This is a genomic window from Geomonas ferrireducens (assembly GCF_004917065.1).
Classification (GTDB): Bacteria; Desulfobacterota; Desulfuromonadia; order Geobacterales; family Geobacteraceae; genus Geomonas; species Geomonas ferrireducens.
Window position 1 is genome coordinate 1599008 of the sequence record NZ_SSYA01000001.1, and the last position, 17418, is coordinate 1616425.

Below are 17418 nucleotides of genomic sequence, written 5' to 3' on the forward strand. Positions count from 1 at the left end.
CCCCCCATCCAAATCCCATTCAAATCCGCCGCACACGGAGAAATGCAATGTTGATCAAAAGCCGTATGTTTCGCCCCGTAGCAGCAATTGTCCTTCTTGCCGCCCTGACCGCTCCGGCGCTCGGGAAGGAGAAGGCGAGAGCAAAGGGGAACGCCGCAGAATTCGATTTCAAGAAGACCAGTACCTTCATCCGAGAGATGGAGGGACGACCGGACTTCCCGGTCGCCACCGTGATCGCCAACGACTACGTCTACACCCTGCTCGCCATGGGGGAAAAGATAGATGCCGGCAGACAGAACGCCATCATCGTCAACGTGAAGCTCGGCCAGCAGAAAAACGGCGGGTTCTCCCCGGAAAAGGCCAACAAGAACGCGTCGATCCTCTACACGGACATCGCACTGGAGACCCTGGCGCTGCTCGATGCGGGCAACGCCATCGATCGCGCCAAGGTCAGGAGCTTCGCTGCGTCGCTGAAGAACGCGGACGGCGGATTCGGCTTCAGCCCCGAAGCGAGAAAATCCTCGCTTGCCACCACCTACTACGCGGTTCATGTGCTGAAGGCGGTGAGCGGTCTCGATGCCGTCGAAAAGGCGAAGACGGTTGAGTACGTGAAGGGCTTCGCAAAAAAAGACGGCGGTTTCGGCCCGGAGAAAGGGGTGGGTGTCGCCAATGCGCGCAGCACCTACATGGCGGCCTACGTCCTGAACGCCCTGGGCGCCCTGGATGAGGCGACCGCTAAAAACGCGGTGCAGTTCCTGGGAAAGACACCTTATCTCGACAAGAAGAGCAAGGAGCGTCCTGACCTCGACGAGCAGCTTTACTCCATCCGCGCCCTCAAGGAGGTCGGTGCCGGCAGCCGGGTCGACAAGGCGATCGCTCTGAATTTCATGAAGCGGCTGTACATCAAGGTAAACGGCGGTTTCGGCCCCCTCGAGGGGTACGGCTCCACCCCTGATTCCACCACTACCGCGCTGCGGATCCTGACCGAGATTGGAAAGGCGAAGGGGGGGATCCCCCTGGTGGCAAAAAGGTAAAGGGCTCAGCACCGTCGTGCCGATCAGGTGGTGGCTCATCGTCACCGCCCCCCCACGGGCCTAACAACCGGGGGGAGTTTTTCCAATTTTTCTTACCACGGAGGAAAAGATGAAAAAGACGGTTTTACGGTCTCTCGCGACACTGGCCGCGTTGACCACGTTCGCCGGTGTGGCATCGGCGTACACCTATAAAGTCATCGCCAACAATGACCTCGGCATGCACTGTGCCTGCCCGACCTTCGAGGGGTTCCTGCTGCTGCCCCCATTCAACACGATCAGGGCCCAGGTGATCCAGTACGGTGGTGACAAGCCGATTGTGGTCAGCTCCGGCGTCACCGTGAGTTACTCGTTTGCGGAAGAGACTGACGCAACCCTGCAGGCCGACACCTACTTCTCCAGCTGGATCGCCAACGCTCCCAAGCTGTTCCCGGGATTCCAACCTGTGGTGAATGGGAAGGTCAAAGGCTTGACCGGCAAGGGAATCGCTGACCTCATGTCCTATGACAGCCAGTCCATGTCCTATGTCGCAGCCGGCGTCCCCGCCTATCCGGTAACCACCGGCAACACCGCGAAGGACATCATGACCGACCCGCTGGGCGGGCCGAAACGCGACCCCTATCTCACCGCGAACATTACGGTTAAAAACACGGCGGGCACCGTCGTGGCAACGACTTCTACGGTGGTCCCGGTCGCCTTCGGCGGATGCTGCTCCTGCCACCTCACCTTGGCCAGCCAGAACGGCTATCCTGCCACCCCGGCCGGCTCCTTTGCCTATCTCGGCAAGATGCACAGCCAGAACTCCAGCGGGATAGACATCTCCATGATCGATCCGGACGGTGACGGCAAAGGCGGTCCGGTACGCTGCTCCTGGTGCCACTGGGATCCGGCCATGGGCGAGAGCGCTGCACCCGGCTGGCCCACCGGAACCAAACTCCTCCCCGGGGCTACCTTCACGCTGAAAAAATCGGCCTATTCCTTCTCGGACGTGCTGCATCGCTTCCATTCCCAGAGCCAGAAGGTGCTGACCCAGTACGACCCGAACATCGCCAACAACTGCTATGATTGCCATCCCGGCAACAACGTGAACTGCTACCGTGGTGCACACAAGGGCAAGACGGCGATTTGGTGCTCCGACTGCCACGGCAACCTGAACCAGAGGGTGGCCACCAACCAGCTGGCGAAGCCTTGGCTGCAGGCAACCCTGCCGACCTGCTACAACCCGAGCCCGGGGGTCAACTCGGCCTTTGCCTGCCACAGCGCAAACACCTACAAGACCAATGTGAGCTGGGATCCGAACCTGTTCGGCAAGTACATCAACGCACGCGGCCACTATACCAGCGTGCTGCTCTGCCAGACCTGCCACGGCATGCCGCACGGTGAAAACCCGTCTACTTCCGCCCCGGACAACGTCCAGAACTCCACGCTTCAGGGCGCCATCAAGGCGGTGTACCCGACCGGCAAGGACAAGAGCTACGCCCTGGGCGTGTGCGATGTCTGCCACTACCAGAAATCGACCACCTGGTCGGTACCCCCCCACGAGCTGTAATGAATCACTAAGCGGGGCGGCAAGCTGCATGGCTTGCCGCCCCGGCACTTCGGTATCCAAGGCCAGGACGTGCTCCAGGCGTCGGTAGATTAGTTCCGCCGGAGGAAGAGGATCGCAAAACCGCAGTCACCTCGGCCGTGGTTCGGCCGACACCCATTCAAAAGGAGATGCACACATGTTTTCGTTTCACACCTCAGTTCGCAGTGCCGCTGTCGTATCGCTGCTTCTGTTGGGCGCATGCACCGGCCAACAACATACGGAAAACGGTGCGGCGGCGCCGGTGGAGAAGGTGAACGGCGCCCCCATCACCCGCGCCCAGGTCGACCGTACGGTAAAAACACTCATCGGGCAGCAAGACCCCAAACAGCTGCCGCCGGACATGCTGAAGAAGGCGACCGAGGCGGCGCTCAACCAGTTGACCGCGGCGGAGCTTCTCTATCAGGACGGCATGAAGCTAGAGATCAAGGACCTGGACAAGCAGGTGACCACACGCATCACCCAGAGCAAGTACCAGTACCCTTCCCAGGCCGAGTTCGACAAGGCCCTTCAGTCCGTCGGGATGACCCAGAAGGATCTGGAGGAGGCGGCGCGCAAGGACATCGTCATCAACAACCTGATCGTGCAGCGTTTCGCCGACAAGGCTGAGGTCTCAGAGGCGGAGGTGCGCAAGTACTACGAGGAGAACAAGCTGAAGCAGTTCACCCAGGGTGACAGGATCAAGGTGAGTCACATCCTGATCGGCGTTGCCAGGGACGCCTCCGTCGACACGAAACGGCAGGCGATGGCCAAGGCCCTAGCGGTGCTGAAGCGGGTCAAGGGTGGGGAGCCCTTCGCCGACGTGGCGAAGAAGGAATCGACGTCGCCTACCAAGGACCAGGGGGGTAGTCTCGGCATCATCGGGAAAGGACAGACCCTGCCTCCCTTCGAGAAGGCGGCCTTCGCCTTGAAGCCGGGTGAGATCAGCAACGTGGTGGAGACCCCGCTCGGCTACCACATCATAAAGGTGGAGCAGAAGTTGCCGCCTGCGACCGAGCGTTACGAGGATGTGAAGAATCAGATCGCCGGGAACATCAAGCGCGAGAAGATCCGCCAGTTGCTCGCCGCCTACGTGGAACAGTTGCGGAGCAAGGCGAAGATCGAAAAGGTGTGATTCCGCTGCAGCGGAATTGTGATGCGGGACGAGGTGAATGGGTCGGCGTTCCGCCCATGAAATTGAAGGGGCCGACCGTGCAGTCGGCCCCATTTTTCGTTCATCGAGAGCTGAAGAAGTTCTCCAGCCTGCGGCAGATCTCCTCTTCCGGCGCCTTCATGACCGACACCCCGTGCAGCGCGGTCAAAAAGATCTTCCCGTAGTTCTTGGTGAGGACGCGGGAGTCGAGGATCAGCACGGCACCCCGGTCTTCCTTGCTTCGTATCAGCCTTCCGAATCCCTGCTTGAACTTGATCACCGCCTGCGGGACGGTGTACCCCATGAAGGGGTCGCCTCCCTTGGCGGTGATGTGCTCGCTGCGCGCCTCCAGAATCGGTTCGGTGGGAACCCGGAAGGGTAGCCTGGTGATCACCACGAGTTCCAGCCCCCGCCCCTGCACGTCCACACCCTCCCAGAAAGAGTCGGTACCGAAGAGAACCGGGTTCGTCGTGCTGCGGAACCTGGAGAGGAGCATGTGCCGGTTGGTCTCCCCCTGGCGCATCGGGGTGAGCCCGGACGATTTGAGCGCCTCGGCAAGCCGGTTGTACACCCGGACCAGGAGATCGTACGAGGTGAAGAGCACGAAGGCCCGCCCCTGCGAGATCTTGAGCGCCTCCAGGAGGTGGCTGCAAAGGCGCGCCTCGAACATGGGGGAGGTCGGTTCCGGCATGTCGGAGGGGACGGCGACCAGCGCCTGGTGCTCGTAGTCGAAGGGGGAGGGGAGCAGGAGTTCGCTCACCCGCTCCTTGGCGAGGAGCTCGATGCCGGTGCGGTGCTTAAGGAAATCGAACTTCTCCCCTATGGCGAGGGTCGCCGAGGTGAGCACCACGGTCTTGAAGCGGTCGAGGATCGCCTTCTTGATCGACTCGGCCACCTCGAGCGGCGAGCAGCAGAGCTTCACCAAGGGCCCTTTCCTAAGCTCGAACCAGCGGCAGAACTCCTCCTCCTGCGCCATGAAGAACCTGAGCGCATCCACCGCGCATTCGATCCTTCCCTTTACGCCGCGCAGGTCGGTGAGCGGCCCGGCGAGCTTGTCCAGCACCTTGTCGGAGAGTTTCTCGCACCCCTTCAGAAAGCTCTGCATGGCGAGGGCGTACTCGGAGAGTTCCTTGCACATCGCCTCTATCTGCGGTGTGACCTCCTGCCAAAGCGGCGTCTGGTAGAGAGCCGGCGTCACCCTGAGCTTCTGCTCTGCCCCGTTTTTGTTCAGCTTCTGGAAAAGCGCCTCGCCGATGGCGTCCATGCCGCGCGTGCAGGCGTCGAGGACGGCGACCCGGCGCGGGATCAGCGTTCCCTCCAGTACCTCGGCGATCTCGAGGTAAAGGTCGTCCTGCGACTCAGGGACCGCGGCGGAGAGCTGGGTCGAGAGTTGCGGGAGGACACCCCGGTGCGCCTTTCTCGGGTGCTGCAGCTTCCCCATCAGCTTCACGAGCCCGAGCCGTGAGACCTGGCTGGAGAGGAAGTTCGTGGCCACGTCCTCCAGGTGGTGCCCCTCGTCGAAGACGAGCCGGGTGAAGGGGGGGAGGATGGCGGTGGCGTCGTAGCCGGTTTCCTGGCGCACCGACAGATCGGCCAGAAGCAGGGCGTGGTTCACCACGAGGAGGTCGGCGCCGGCCGCCTCGCGTCTTGCCTTGTAGAAGAAGCAGCGCGGGTAGTCCGGGCACTTGACCCGGCCGCACTGGTCCGACTCGCAGCAGAGCTCCTCCCAGACCTCGTCCTTCGGGATGAAGGCCAAGTCGCCGCGGCAGCCGTCATCGGTCTTCTTGCTCCAGGCGACGATGGCATCGAGTTCCCGGGCGGTGTCGTCCTTGAAAAGCGAGCCGTCCGCCGCGTTCACCTGAAGTTTTCTGAGGCAGAGGTAATTGCTCCGTCCCTTGACCAGCACGGCCCGGAACTGCACACCGGCGTGCTTTTGCAGGAAGGGGATGTCCTTCTGTATCAGCTGCTCCTGGAGGTTGATGGTGTTCGTCGAGATCACCACCCGTTCCTTGTTGCGCACCGACCAGAGCGCCGAAGGGAGGAGGTAAGCGAGCGACTTCCCCGTGCCGGTCCCCGCCTCGACGATGGCGACCTTCTCCTCGTTGAAGGCCTCCGCGAGGTTCAGGGCCATCCTGGTCTGCTCGGGTCGGTGCTCGTAGCCGGAAAGGGCCTGGGCCAGCACGCCGTCCGGGGCGTAGAAGTGCTCGACCTCCGGGTAGGAGATGCGCTCGACCACCTTCCTTGCGAAGGGTGCCACCACCTGGTTCGCGCGGGAGGCGTCGTTGTTGACGATGTAGAAGCCGACCCCCTGGTTCCCCAGGAGGGAGGCGATCTCGATGTCGGGCTGCGAGGGGGTGAGGTTGCCGGAGGGGTGGTTGTGGATCACGACGTCGCCGAAGGAACAGGCGATCATGATGGCGGGAACGGCGTCCTTGTTGCCGCGTGCGAGCGGCTCGACCTGGACGACGATGCGTGCCTCGTCGGTGCGGCCGAGGAAGAATACCTCGTTGCCGCCTGCTTCCTGTATGGCGTTTCTTAGCTGCTCGCAGGCGAGCGGGGAAAAGTACTTTTGCATGGCCCGGTTGAAGATACAGGGTTTGGGTGGGGGAGGCAACTGAAAAGCAGGCACGGCCGGGCGCGGTCATTGATCCGGTGCCGCCATGTATGTTAGAAGAGAGGCCGAGGAGATTTCATGCAGCGCTACAACGCATTTTCGGAAGAGCTCAAGCGGGTGTTCGGCTGCAAGGTGCAGCGCCTGTCGGCGGACGCGGGCTTCACCTGCCCGAACCGCGACGGCGCCGTCGGGACGGACGGCTGCATCTTCTGCGGCGGCAAGGGGTCGGGCTCCTACGGCATCCTGCAGGGGGTGGGGGTCGCGGAGCAGCTCGAGCACGCCAAGGAGATCATGGTCAGAAAGTACAAGGCCTCCCGCTTCATCGCCTATTTCCAGTCCTACTCCAACACCTACGCCCCGGTGGAACAGCTGCGCCGGCTCTACGACGAGGCGCTTTCCGTGCCGGACGTCGTCGGGCTCATCGTCGGCACCCGGCCCGACTGCCTTCCGGCCGAAACCCTGGACCTCCTCGCCGAGTACGCCCGGCGCTGCTATTTCTGGCTGGAACTCGGCCTGCAGTCGCCGCTGGAGCGGACCCTCGCCGCGATCAACCGCGGTCACGATCTCGCCTCTTTCAGTACCGCCGTAGCAGAGTGTCAAAAACGCGGCATCCGCGTCTGTGCCCACATCATCCTGGGACTCCCCGGCGAAAGCCGCGAAGAGATGCTCTCCGGCGCGGAGTTTCTGAACCGCTGCGGCGTCGACGGCGTGAAGATTCACCTCTTGCACGTGATGCGCGGCACCCGGCTCGCCGAGATGTACCGGGAAGGGCAAGTGCCGCTGCTGGACCGGGACAGCTATGTCGGGCTTGTCTGCGATTTCCTGGAGCGGCTCGACCCCGGGATCGTGGTGCAGCGCCTGACCGGCGACGGCAACCGCAAAGACCTCATCGCGCCGCTTTGGTCACTGGCAAAGTTCGAGGTGCTGAACTGCATCGATCACGAGCTGGAGCGGAGAAAGACCAGGCAGGGTGTGCGCTTTGTCGGCCCCGGCGTCGCCCTGCCTGACCCTGTGTCCTAGTTCCAGGCGTGCGGCCTGGTAACCTGGCGGCGGCCGCCTTCGTTTCGCGCCAGCATCTTCGGCGCTTCCATCCTTTTCGCAAAGGCCGGGCGCCAGAAATAGGAGTCGGCCGCTTCTGCGCCGCCATCCTTTTTGATCCTCAGCAGCACGCCGGTTTCAGCCTCGGGTGCATAACAGAACTTGGTCAGCAGCCGCGCCGGTCTTTTCACCTCGAGGCTGTAGCTGCCGTTTCCTTCCTCAGTCAGGCGGTCCTTCGTCCCCAGTTCGCCCACGCCCCGGTTCCGCTCGATGCCCTGTCCGTCGCGGCGTTTCTCCAGGTAACTAAGCCAGATTTTGCTCGGCTGGCCGACCACCGTTCTCAGTCCTACCTCGTCCTCGTAACCGAACCGTCCGAAGGAAACCGCGGCTATGTCGTCCCGGGTCAGTCCGGTGACCGGCTTGCCGTTGCCGTCCTGCGCGGTGAAGTCGATGTGCAGGGAACCGTCGTTGGCGACGGTCACCCACCCTATCTTCAGTTCCATCCGTTCAGCCTGTTCTTTTGCCGCAGTTTTATGGGTAACCTTGCCTGCCGTGCCGGCACGTTCTCCTGCCGCGGCGGTCATGGGAGACGCCGCCAGCAGCGCGGTGGCAATGATGGTCATGACGGTGAGGAAGTTCAGTTTTGCAGCTTTCATAGTGTCCTCCTGTGGGTGGGGCGGCCCGGCTCTGTCTGGGGGGTACGGCCCCGCGATATTTACAACGCTGTAAATCTGGTGTAAGGATAGGGCGCAAACAGTATCCCTGTGAAGGGCCACATTTCATAAATTTTATGGATACACTTCGTTTACGGTTTGGGGCAGTGCCGACGGCGAAGCGGGAGGACGCGCGATGATATACCTTAACCCGGAGTCGAAAAAACCTTTGTATCAGCAGCTTTACGAGCAGCTGAAGCAGAACATCGTCACCGGGGAATACGAGAAGGGGAGCCGGCTGACATCGACCAGGGATCTCGCCAAAAATCTGTCCATCGCGCGCAACACGGTGGAGGCGGCTTACGACCAGCTCTGCATCGAGGGGTACGTGGAGGGAAGGCACGGGTCGGGATACGTGGTGCAGGATCTTCAGGAAGACCTGCTGCATTTTCCCGGCATGACGTCGGACGAGGATGAGGCGCCGCACCTCCCGGCGGGGGGCGCGGAACCGGATGAGCCGGTGCCCGCACAGTCCCGGCCGGTGAAGTACAACTTCTCCTACGGCGACTTCGACCCCCACTCCTTCCCGCATGCGCTCTGGCGCCGCCTGAACAACGAGGTGCTGACCTCGATGAAGGTCGACTCCATCGCCTATTACGGGGACAAGCAGGGGGAGCTGCAACTGCGGCGGGAGCTGGCGAAGTACCTGCGTCAGTCGCGCGGTGTCAAATGTTCGCCGGAGCAGATCGTGGTCGGCGCGGGGCTCCAGGACCTCGCCATGATGATCTGCCTGCTGTTTCCGCTTAAGGAGCGGATCCTCGGCATGGAGGAGCCCGGCTACGACTTCACAAGGGTCATTTTCGGGAACCACGGCTATGAGGTGCTTCCCATTCCGGTCGGCGAATCGGGCATCGACCCGGCCGCGCTGAAAAAGAGCGGGGCTCGGCTCGCCTACGTGACCCCATCGCACCAGCTCCCCACCGGGGTGGTGATGCCGATCCAGCACCGCATGCGGTTGCTGCAATGGGCGGAGCAAACCGGCGGGGTCATCATCGAGGACGACTACGACAGCGAGTTCCGCTACCGAACCCGACCGATCCCGGCCCTGCAGTCGATCGATCGCCAGGAGCGCGTCATCTACCTCGGCACCTTTTCCAAGGCGTTCGCGCCGGGGCTGCGCATGGGGTACATGGTGTTGCCGCAATGGCTCCTCGCGAGGTACCACACCGTCTTCGAGCGCTACAAGTGCACCGTGCCGAGGCTGCAGCAGTACGTGGCGGCGAGCCTGCTGTCGGGGGGGCATTGGGACCGGCACCTGAGGAAGGTCTGTCTGGTCAACAAGAAGAAGCACGAAGTGCTGGTGCAGTCGATTCAGCGGGAGATGGGGGACCGGGTGCGAATTTACGGGCAGAACGCCGGGTTGCACGTGCTGCTCGAGCATTTCACCGGCGAGACCCAGGAGGCGATGGTGGAGCGGGCGGCGGCGTACCGGGTGAAGGTGTCGCCGACGCGCCAGTTCTGGCAGAACCCGGAGGCCGCCCCGGAGAACCTGATCATGATAGGGTTTGGCGGTCTTTCCGCGGAGGAGATCGCCGAAGGGATCAAGCTCTTAAACCGGGCCTGGTTCGGTTGAGGCTGCCGGGAAGATTATTTATGGTTAACTCTTGTGGTGCCGCGCGGCGGCACAGTCAGGGAGGGCACCATGGACATCTCCGGCGAGATCACGTCGTTTGAGGACTTCCGCAAGCTCATCATCAAGACCGCCCCGGGCTCCTGGAACTTCTTCCGGGGCGAGAGCCGCGATTTCTACACGCTGATACCGAAGATAGGGCGTTTGACACCGGATCCCGGTGCTGCGGGTGGGCGTCCAGCCGGCGAGGTGATGCCGGCCGACATTTACGGCGAGTTTCAGGCGTTGCAGGAGTTCAAGAAATCGGGACGTCACCTGGTCGAAGTGCAGCCGGCGACGGAATGGGAGTGGCTCGCGCTGGCACAGCACCACGGACTTCCGACGCGTCTTCTGGACTGGTCCGTCAACCCGCTGATCGCGTTATATTTCGCAGTAGCCGAGCCGTACGCCGATCTCGACCTGCGCCGGGACCGGCTGAATAACCCCTGCTACAGCGGTGGTGCCGCCTTCTACATCGCGCACACCATGTACGGCCTTTCCGAGATCGACGAGAAGGCCAACCCCTTCGAGGCGGAGACCTGTTTCTTCATGGCGCCGGTGATCGCCTCCCGGATAAAAGCCCAAAGCGGCGTCTTCTCCTTGTTGCGCAACCCGTGGCGGGCGCTGGAGGAGCAGCTCACGCCGCGCGAGCACATCCGGAAGTACCGCATCCCCTTCGAGAACCGCGCCTTTCTGGCCCAGGAGCTGAAGCTTCTCGGCATCAACCACGCCTTCGTCTTCGCTGACCTGGATGGCCTTGCCCGTTACATCCAGGAGAAGGTTTCCGACCGGATCGATCCCCAGCAGTCCCTCGCCCACCGGCATACCTAAACATTAATCACTTAAGTAACGTAGAACGTTGAACGTTGAACGTTGAACGTTGAACGGCCGTCAGAACGGGTACCCAAGCCCCACGAACACCGCGGCGCCGTCCTTGCCGAAGCCGACGTCGATGCGTCCCAGGATGTTGGGGCGGACCACGGCGCGGAAGCCGACCCCCGGGTTCACCTCGAGGTTTCCAAGGCGCAGATCCCCGAAGGAATCCATCACCCCCCCGATGTCGACGAAAGGCGCCAGCTCCCAGTCCGCCCGTACGTCGAAGACCTCCCACCTGAAGAGCCGGATGCGCTCCTCCAAGTTGCACAGCACGTACGAGTTGTCGATGAAGCGGTTCTTGCCGAACCCCCTGAGGGTGTTCTCGCCCCCCAGGATGCTCCGCTCCAAAAACGGTATCGAGCTGCCGCGCGTCTGGCCGAAAGCGACGCGCCCGGCGCTGATGAAGCGGGTGTCGGGGACCGGGAAGAACCCCTTGAGCTCCCCCTCGTAGCGCCCGAAGCCGGCGGTGCTTCCCAGCCCGGCGAGGCTTCCTTCCAGCGTGAGGCGCGCGCGGACCCCCGAGCTTGCCATCGCGGCTGCGTCCAGGGTGCTGTAGACCACGGAGATGGACTGGGCGTGGGTGGCGAAGCCGTCGCTACCGGGGATCTCGTCGATGGTGAAATGGTCGCGCAGGTAAGGGAGCTTCTTGACCGCCCCCTCGTCGACGGTCAACTTTCTCACGCGATCACCGAGGAAGAGGACCGTATTGGTAAGAATGGGATAGCCCGCGGACGCGGTGAAGCCGTATTCCCGGTCGGCGAAGTTGGTTTCGTCGTCGGCCTTGCTTTCCGAGCCGAAGCCGAAGAAGCGGGCCGAGCCGTCGGTGAAGCTGTACAAAAAGGCGTTCAGCTCGAGCTTTTGCTCCATTAGGTGCTGGTCGCGGACCCGCACCTCGTAGTCCTCGTTGACCCTGGTGGACTTGGAGAGGTTGAACTCGATGCTGCGCAAGGGAGATGGGTACATGGCGCCGTAGATAGTGCCGGTGGTGCCGAAGTTCTCGTTCTGGTTCAGCTGGGGCGCGAAGAGCGCCGAGACTTCGTCCTTCTCGTTGTGCAGGAGAAATGCGGTAAGCGCCCCGTAGGTCACCCCCTCATTCGGGCTCGTGGCAATCACCGGCAGCGGGATGGTGACCATCTTTGTGTACGGTTGCGCCGGCGAGGAGGTGGGCAGGACCGTGGAGGGAATGAAGCTGGTGCAACCGGCAAGGAGCGAGAAAAGGATGGAAAATAAAATGGATAACGCGCGCATAGTGTCCGTTTCGGCAAGGCTCGGGTGAGCATCTATTATTGGGTTTTCCGGGGCAAGCTCACCTCCCGCCTTCGCGGACCGGGGCACCGCGGTGGGCAGGCCCGTAAGCTGAGGGGAGCCGGGACCCGGAAAGGCTCGAAAACCTTAACGGCTGCGGCGGATTTTGACAAGAAAAAAAGGGAACGCTAACCGGGTGGCGGGGGTGACGGTCAAAAAGTTGACCGGTCGCTCTCTTTAAAAATGACGTTCCCCGCACCCCCTGGCAGCCCCGCATTTACCCTGAAAACGCCTCCCGCCGCTTCCCGCCTCCCGGATTCATTCCTGTTTTTGCCCCCTGAGGGGCGCTGCCCGGAAATGGCATGACGGTTGCACAAAGTGCGTGGGCACGGTGCCCCCACCGATAAAAACAGAGGAAATGACGCATGGCAAACCCCTCGACGGACGCCCTGGCGCTCCCGGGACCTAAAAGCAATTCGGACATCTACATGGCGGTCGCCCTGATCGGCGTGCTCGCCCTCATGGTGATCCCGCTGCCGGCGTTCATGCTCGACATCTTCCTGGCGACCAACATCACCGTCGCCCTCGTCATCCTGCTCGTCTGCCTCTACACGGTACAGCCGCTCGACTTCTCGGTCTTTCCCTCCATCCTGCTGGTCACGACGCTCTTCCGCCTAGCCTTGAACATCGCCTCCACGCGACTCATCCTCCTGCACGGCAGCGAAGGGGTCGAGGCCGCGGGTGGGGTGATCAAGGCGTTCGGCCAGTTCGTGGTCGGCGGCAACTACGTGGTAGGGGCGGTCATCTTCCTGATCCTCGTCATCATCAACTTCGTGGTCATCACCAAGGGCGCCGGGCGCGTCGCCGAGGTGGCCGCAAGGTTCACCCTGGACGCCATGCCGGGCAAGCAGATGGCCATCGACGCCGACCTCTCCAACGGCATCCTGACCGACAAGGAGGCGAAGGCCAGGCGCAAGAAGATCGCCCGTGAGGCCGACTTCTACGGCTCCATGGACGGTGCCTCCAAGTTCGTGCGCGGGGACGCCGTCGCCGGCATCATGATCGTCCTCGTCAACATCTGCGGCGGTTTCGTCATCGGCGTCTGGCAGAAGGGGATGCCGCTTGACATGGCGCTGCAGAACTACACCCTGCTCACCATCGGCGAGGGGCTCGTGGCCCAGATCCCCGCCCTGATCATCTCCACCGCGGCGGGCGTCATCGTGACCCGCTCCGCCGACGAGAACAACTTCGGACACGAGATCGCGGGGCAGCTTCTCAACTACCCGAAGGCCTTCCAGGTCTCCTCGGGCGTACTGTTCCTCTTCGCCATGATCCCGGGGCTGCCGCACTTCGCCTTCTTCCTTCTTTCCGGCGTCGCCTACCTGGTGAGCAAGATGGCAGTGGAGAAGAAGGCCGAGGTCGAAGATGTGGTGGAAACGCAGACGTCCGCAGAAGAGAGCGACCAGATCAGCAGCATCCGCCCGCTCGACATGCTGGAGCTCGAGGTGGGATACGGCCTCGTCCCGATGGTCGACGCGAGCCAGCAGGGAGAACTCCTCGACCGCATCCGTTCCATCAGGAAACAGGTGGCGGACCGCATGGGCTTCATCGTTCCCCCGATCCATATCCACGACAACCTGCAGTTGAAACCCTACGAGTACAACATCCTCATCAACGGCGCCAAGGTGGGGGGCGGCGAACTCTCCGGCCAGTACCTCGCCATGGACTCCGGCGGCGCCATGGGGGGACTCGAAGGGATCAAGACCACCGAGCCGGTCTTCGGTCTTCCCGCGGTCTGGATCAAGGGGAAAGAGCGGGAGAAGGCGCAGGTCTCCGGCTACACAGTGGTGGACAACACCACCATCCTCGCCACCCACATCAGCGAAACCATCAAGAAGCACGCCCACGAACTGGTGGGACGCCAGGAGCTGCAGCAGCTGCTCGATTCCATCGCGGCGACGCTTCCCAAGGTGGTCGAGGAACTGGTGCCGTCGCTCCTCTCCCTGGGGACCGTGCTGCGCGTCGTGAAGAACCTTTTGAAGGAGAACGTCTCGATCCGCGACCTGCGCTCCATCCTTGAGACCCTCGCCGACTACGGCGGGATGACCAAGGACCCGGAGATGCTCACCGAGTTCGTGCGGCAGAGCCTCGGGCGCTACATCGTGGAGCAGTACAAGCGCGACGACGACACCCTCTGCGTGATCACCCTCGACCACGACATCGAGGAGGCCATCGTCGACTCGGTCCAGCTCTCCGAGCAGGGGAGCTACCTGGCCATCGACCCGCACCTCGCGCAGCGCATCCTGGCCGCGATCAGGAGAAACGCGGAGCAGTTCGACGCCATCGGCGCGCTGCCGGTGCTCATGGCTTCGCCGACCATCCGCCGTCACGTGAAGAAACTTACCGAGCGGTTCATGCCCAATCTGGCGGTCATCTCGCACAACGAGATCCCGCCCAATATAAAAATCCAATCCTTAGGGGTGGTGGTGACCAATGCTAGTTAAAACTTTCCAAGCAGGCGAGATGTCGGAAGCTCTCAGGATGGTTAAGGCCGAGATGGGCCTGGACGCGATGATCCTTTCCTCGAAGAAGGAGCGCAAGAAGGGGATCTTCGGTTTCTTCTCCAAGCCGTATTACGAGGTGACCGCGGCACTGGACCCGAGGCCGACGCCGAAGGCGAACCCGTACCGCGAAGAGGTCCCGGCGCCCCCGGAACGCGAGCTTTCCACCCGCGAGGAGTTCCAGAACTCCATGCTGGGCCCCCTGGCCCGCGAAGTGCGCGAGCTGAAGCAGCGCATCGAGGCGCTCACCAAAAAAGAGGCGCAGCAGCCGGCCCCGTCGGCTCCCCAGGCGGCGGAAGCGCTGGGGGAGGCCCCCGCGACACCGAGGACCTTCGGCAAGGAGGAGCTCGAGGAGATCAAGCAGCTTCTCTACAACGCCGTCTCCGGCGGAAAAGAGAAAGGGGCGAAGCCGGTGACCTTCCCGCTCGCGGGGATGAACCTCGAGCAGGTGGTGAAGAGCGCGGTGCAGCCCGAGGCCGTGGCCGTGACACCGGCACCGGTAGAGGAGAGGCCCCGTCCGACCCTCGAGTTGGTGAGGGAAAGGGTTTCCGCAAGCGAGGAGGACGCGCTCCTGCATCGTCTGGCCGATGAGCTAAGGGGAGAGGACGTGGGGCCGGCAGCGGTCCAGCGTCTGACCGAATCGGTGCGCGGCGCGGCCGAGGAGGGGGCGTCCCTCGAGGAGCTTAGAAGCCTCATGGCCGACAAACTGGCCGGCATGGTGAAGTGCTCCGGCTCGCTGCGCATCAAAAAGAACGGGCCGCGCATCGTCGCCGTGGTCGGCCCGACCGGCGTCGGCAAGACCACCACCATCGCCAAGATCGCCGCCATGTACGCCCTGAACCGCCGCGTCTCCGTCGCCATGGTCACCATGGACAACTTCAGGGTGGGCGCGGTCGAGCAGCTGAAAACCTACGCGAAGATCATGGACCTGCCGCTCGAGGTGGCGGGCAACTCCCAGGAACTCTCCAAGGCGCTCGCAAGGCACTCGGACAAGGACCTGATCCTGGTCGACACCGCCGGCAGAAGCCCGAAGGACGCCGACCGCCTCGACGAACTGAAGGGTTACCTGGAGACCCAGCCCGGCATCGACGTCTACCTTTGCCTCTCGGCAACGACGAGGAGCCGCGAGATCGACGAGATCATCGCCACCTTCGGGACGCTCCCGCTCACGAAGCTCCTCTTCACCAAGCTCGACGAAAGCCGGACCTTCGGCAGCATCGTCGACACCTGTTTGAAGCACAAGATCCCTCTTTCCTATTTCAGCACCGGCCAAAAGGTGCCCGAGGACATCGAGGTCGCCACCTCGAGAAAGCTCGTCGCCATGGTGGTGCAGGAGTCCAACAGATGACTATGTCTTGCCTAGCAACAACAGACCAGGCCGAGTCCCTCAGAAGGCTTGCGGGACGGGCAAAAAGCGATGCGCCGGCGCCGGACCTCTTGCAGGTGCGCGAGGGGCTCCGGGTGATCTCGGTGACCAGCGGCAAGGGGGGGGTCGGCAAGACCTCCGTGGTGGTGAACCTGGCCGCCTCCCTCGCCGCGGCAGGGGAGCGGGTGCTCATCGTCGATTCCAACCCGGGGGTGGGCGACATCTGCCTGCGCCTCGGCAAGGACGCGCCGTACCGGATGGGGCAGGTTCTCGCCGGGGAGATCACCCTGAAGGATACCGTGGTCGACATCGGTGGGGGCATCAGCGTGCTTCCTGCGGGAATGGACGTGCAGCAGTACAGCTCGCTGTCGCCGCGTGAGCGCAGCGCCCTTTTGCAGGCGATGCTCAGGCTGCAAAACGACTACGACTACTTCCTGATCGACACCGGTGCCGGCATCGCAGCGAACCTGACCGGCTTCGCCTCCATCGCCCGCGAAATCATGCTGGTGGTGACCCCGGAGCCGACCTCGATCACCGACGCCTACGCCCTCATCAAGATGCTCTCCGGGCGTGACAGCTCCTTCCGTTTCCGGCTCCTGATCAACATGTGCCGCGACAATCAGGAGGGGGATACGCTCTTTTCAAAATTATCCGCAATTACGGGCCGCTTTTTGCAAGTACAGTTTGACCACGCGGGATCGATCCTGCACGACGAGCTCCTGGTGGAAAGTGTGAGGCGGCGCGGGGCTTTATGCCGCCTCTTCCCGGAAGCCAAGGCGTCGACAGGTTTCAAAATTTTGGCACAGAAAATCAATAAGGAGACGCCGGCGGTGGCAGAAGCCATGTCGGCGGCTTCGATGGCATCCAGCACGATGTGGAGGAACCATGAACTGTCTTCTTAAGGCGTACGAGCATGAGGCGCAACGCGGGGTCCCGATGAGCCGGGACGAGCTGGTGGTGAACCACCTCCCGCTGGTGAAGTTCATTGTTGACCGGATCGCCTCGTCACTCCCCCCGCACCTCGACCGTGACGATCTGAGGAGCGCGGCGGTGATCGGGCTGATCTCGGCCGCCGAGCGCTTCGACCCAAGCCGCGGCGTACAGTTCAAGACCTTCGCGGAGCAGCGCATCCGTGGCACCATCATGGACGAGCTGCGGGCCCAGGACTGGCTCACCAGGAGCCTCAGGGACAAGTTCAAGAAGCTGGAGAAGGAGTTCTCCCAGCTCGAGCAGCGCCTCGGGAGGAACCCCTCCAGCGACGAGGTGGCCACCGCCATGGGGCTCGAGCTGAAGGACTACTTCAGGCTCCTCGAGGAGATCCACCTCCTCTCCTTCGTGTCGCTCGACGACGCGTGGCACGACGAGGACGGCGCACCCTTCGGCCTGCTCGACGTCCTGGAGGACAAGGGGACCGAGAGCCCGCAGAGCCAGCTGATCGCGCGTCAGACCGTGGAGCGGCTTGCCGAGGCGATCGACGCCCTCCCCGAGAAGGAGCGCATCGTGATCACGCTCTATTACTACGAGGAACTGAACCTGAAGGAGATCGGCGCGGTGCTCGATCTTACCGAATCGCGCATCTCCCAGCTGCACAGCCAGGCCATCATCAGGCTGCGCGGCAAGATGAAGCGGATGGGCTAGGGGAGAGACA

13 protein-coding genes are annotated in these 17418 nt (G+C 62.7%); 10 read left to right on the forward strand and 3 right to left on the reverse strand.

Annotation, left to right across the window (positions count from 1 at the left end; genetic code table 11):
* The first annotated feature begins 47 nt into the window (after positions 1 to 47).
* The 3 genes from E8L22_RS07000 (at position 48) to E8L22_RS07010 (ending at position 3730) form a co-directional block, all read left to right on the forward strand.
* Positions 48 to 1034: a prenyltransferase/squalene oxidase repeat-containing protein gene (locus E8L22_RS07000; protein WP_136524475.1), complete on the forward strand. Its 987-nt coding sequence runs from the start codon at positions 48 to 50 to the stop codon at positions 1032 to 1034.
* A 109-nt stretch (positions 1035 to 1143) separates the two neighbouring features.
* On the forward strand, positions 1144 to 2580 hold the full coding sequence (locus E8L22_RS07005) for a hypothetical protein (protein ID WP_136524476.1): 1437 nt from the start codon (positions 1144 to 1146) through the stop codon (positions 2578 to 2580).
* Between the two features lie 175 nt (positions 2581 to 2755).
* Positions 2756 to 3730, forward strand: coding sequence for a peptidylprolyl isomerase (locus E8L22_RS07010; RefSeq protein WP_136524477.1), 975 nt, complete (start codon positions 2756 to 2758; stop codon positions 3728 to 3730).
* A gap of 100 nt (positions 3731 to 3830) precedes the next feature.
* On the opposite strand, the gene E8L22_RS07015 is transcribed toward E8L22_RS07010, so the two are convergent.
* Positions 3831 to 6323, reverse strand: coding sequence for a helicase C-terminal domain-containing protein (locus tag E8L22_RS07015; RefSeq protein WP_136524478.1), 2493 nt, complete (start codon positions 6321 to 6323; stop codon positions 3831 to 3833).
* 117 nt (positions 6324 to 6440) lie between these two features.
* On the opposite strand from E8L22_RS07015, the gene E8L22_RS07020 reads away from it, so the two are divergent.
* Positions 6441 to 7382 carry a TIGR01212 family radical SAM protein gene (locus E8L22_RS07020; RefSeq protein ID WP_136524479.1) on the forward strand — a complete coding sequence of 314 codons (942 nt, stop codon included), beginning with the start codon at positions 6441 to 6443 and terminating at the stop codon, positions 7380 to 7382.
* On the opposite strand, the gene E8L22_RS07025 is transcribed toward E8L22_RS07020, so the two are convergent.
* Positions 7379 to 8056, reverse strand: coding sequence for a hypothetical protein (locus tag E8L22_RS07025; RefSeq protein WP_136524480.1), 678 nt, complete (start codon positions 8054 to 8056; stop codon positions 7379 to 7381). The two genes, E8L22_RS07020 and E8L22_RS07025, sit on opposite strands and share 4 nt — an antisense overlap.
* Before the next feature lie 193 nt (positions 8057 to 8249).
* Between E8L22_RS07025 and pdxR the strand changes: the two genes are divergently transcribed.
* Positions 8250 to 9686 (forward strand): MocR-like pyridoxine biosynthesis transcription factor PdxR, encoded by a 1437-nt coding sequence (gene pdxR, locus E8L22_RS07030; protein WP_136524481.1) that lies wholly within the window; start codon positions 8250 to 8252, stop codon positions 9684 to 9686.
* Between the two features lie 69 nt (positions 9687 to 9755).
* Entirely contained in the window at positions 9756 to 10553 is a 798-nt protein-coding gene (locus E8L22_RS07035; RefSeq protein ID WP_136524482.1) for an FRG domain-containing protein, read from the forward strand.
* A 60-nt stretch (positions 10554 to 10613) separates the two neighbouring features.
* Here E8L22_RS07035 and E8L22_RS07040 read toward each other — a convergent pair whose 3' ends face one another.
* A complete protein-coding gene (locus tag E8L22_RS07040) occupies positions 10614 to 11846 on the reverse strand; it encodes a BamA/TamA family outer membrane protein (protein WP_136524483.1) in 1233 nt (410 codons plus the stop codon).
* Positions 11847 to 12268: 422 nt separating this feature from the next.
* On the opposite strand from E8L22_RS07040, the gene flhA reads away from it, so the two are divergent.
* From flhA to E8L22_RS07060, 4 genes are read left to right on the forward strand one after another with little or no spacing between them, the layout of a single operon-like run.
* Positions 12269 to 14347 carry a flagellar biosynthesis protein FlhA gene (gene flhA, locus E8L22_RS07045; protein ID WP_136524484.1) on the forward strand — a complete coding sequence of 693 codons (2079 nt, stop codon included), beginning with the start codon at positions 12269 to 12271 and terminating at the stop codon, positions 14345 to 14347.
* Positions 14337 to 15752 (forward strand): flagellar biosynthesis protein FlhF, encoded by a 1416-nt coding sequence (gene flhF, locus E8L22_RS07050; RefSeq protein WP_136524485.1) that lies wholly within the window; start codon positions 14337 to 14339, stop codon positions 15750 to 15752. The genes flhA and flhF overlap by 11 nt, the downstream gene beginning before the upstream one ends.
* The gene (locus E8L22_RS07055) at positions 15749 to 16672 is read left to right on the forward strand and encodes a MinD/ParA family protein (protein ID WP_136524486.1); all 924 of its coding nucleotides are present in this window, start codon (positions 15749 to 15751) and stop codon (positions 16670 to 16672) included. Before flhF ends, E8L22_RS07055 begins: the two co-directional genes overlap by 4 nt.
* Positions 16656 to 17408, forward strand: a complete 753-nt coding sequence (locus E8L22_RS07060; RefSeq protein WP_129124775.1) for a FliA/WhiG family RNA polymerase sigma factor — start codon at positions 16656 to 16658, stop codon at positions 17406 to 17408. The genes E8L22_RS07055 and E8L22_RS07060 overlap by 17 nt, the downstream gene beginning before the upstream one ends.
* Positions 17409 to 17418 lie beyond the last annotated feature (10 nt).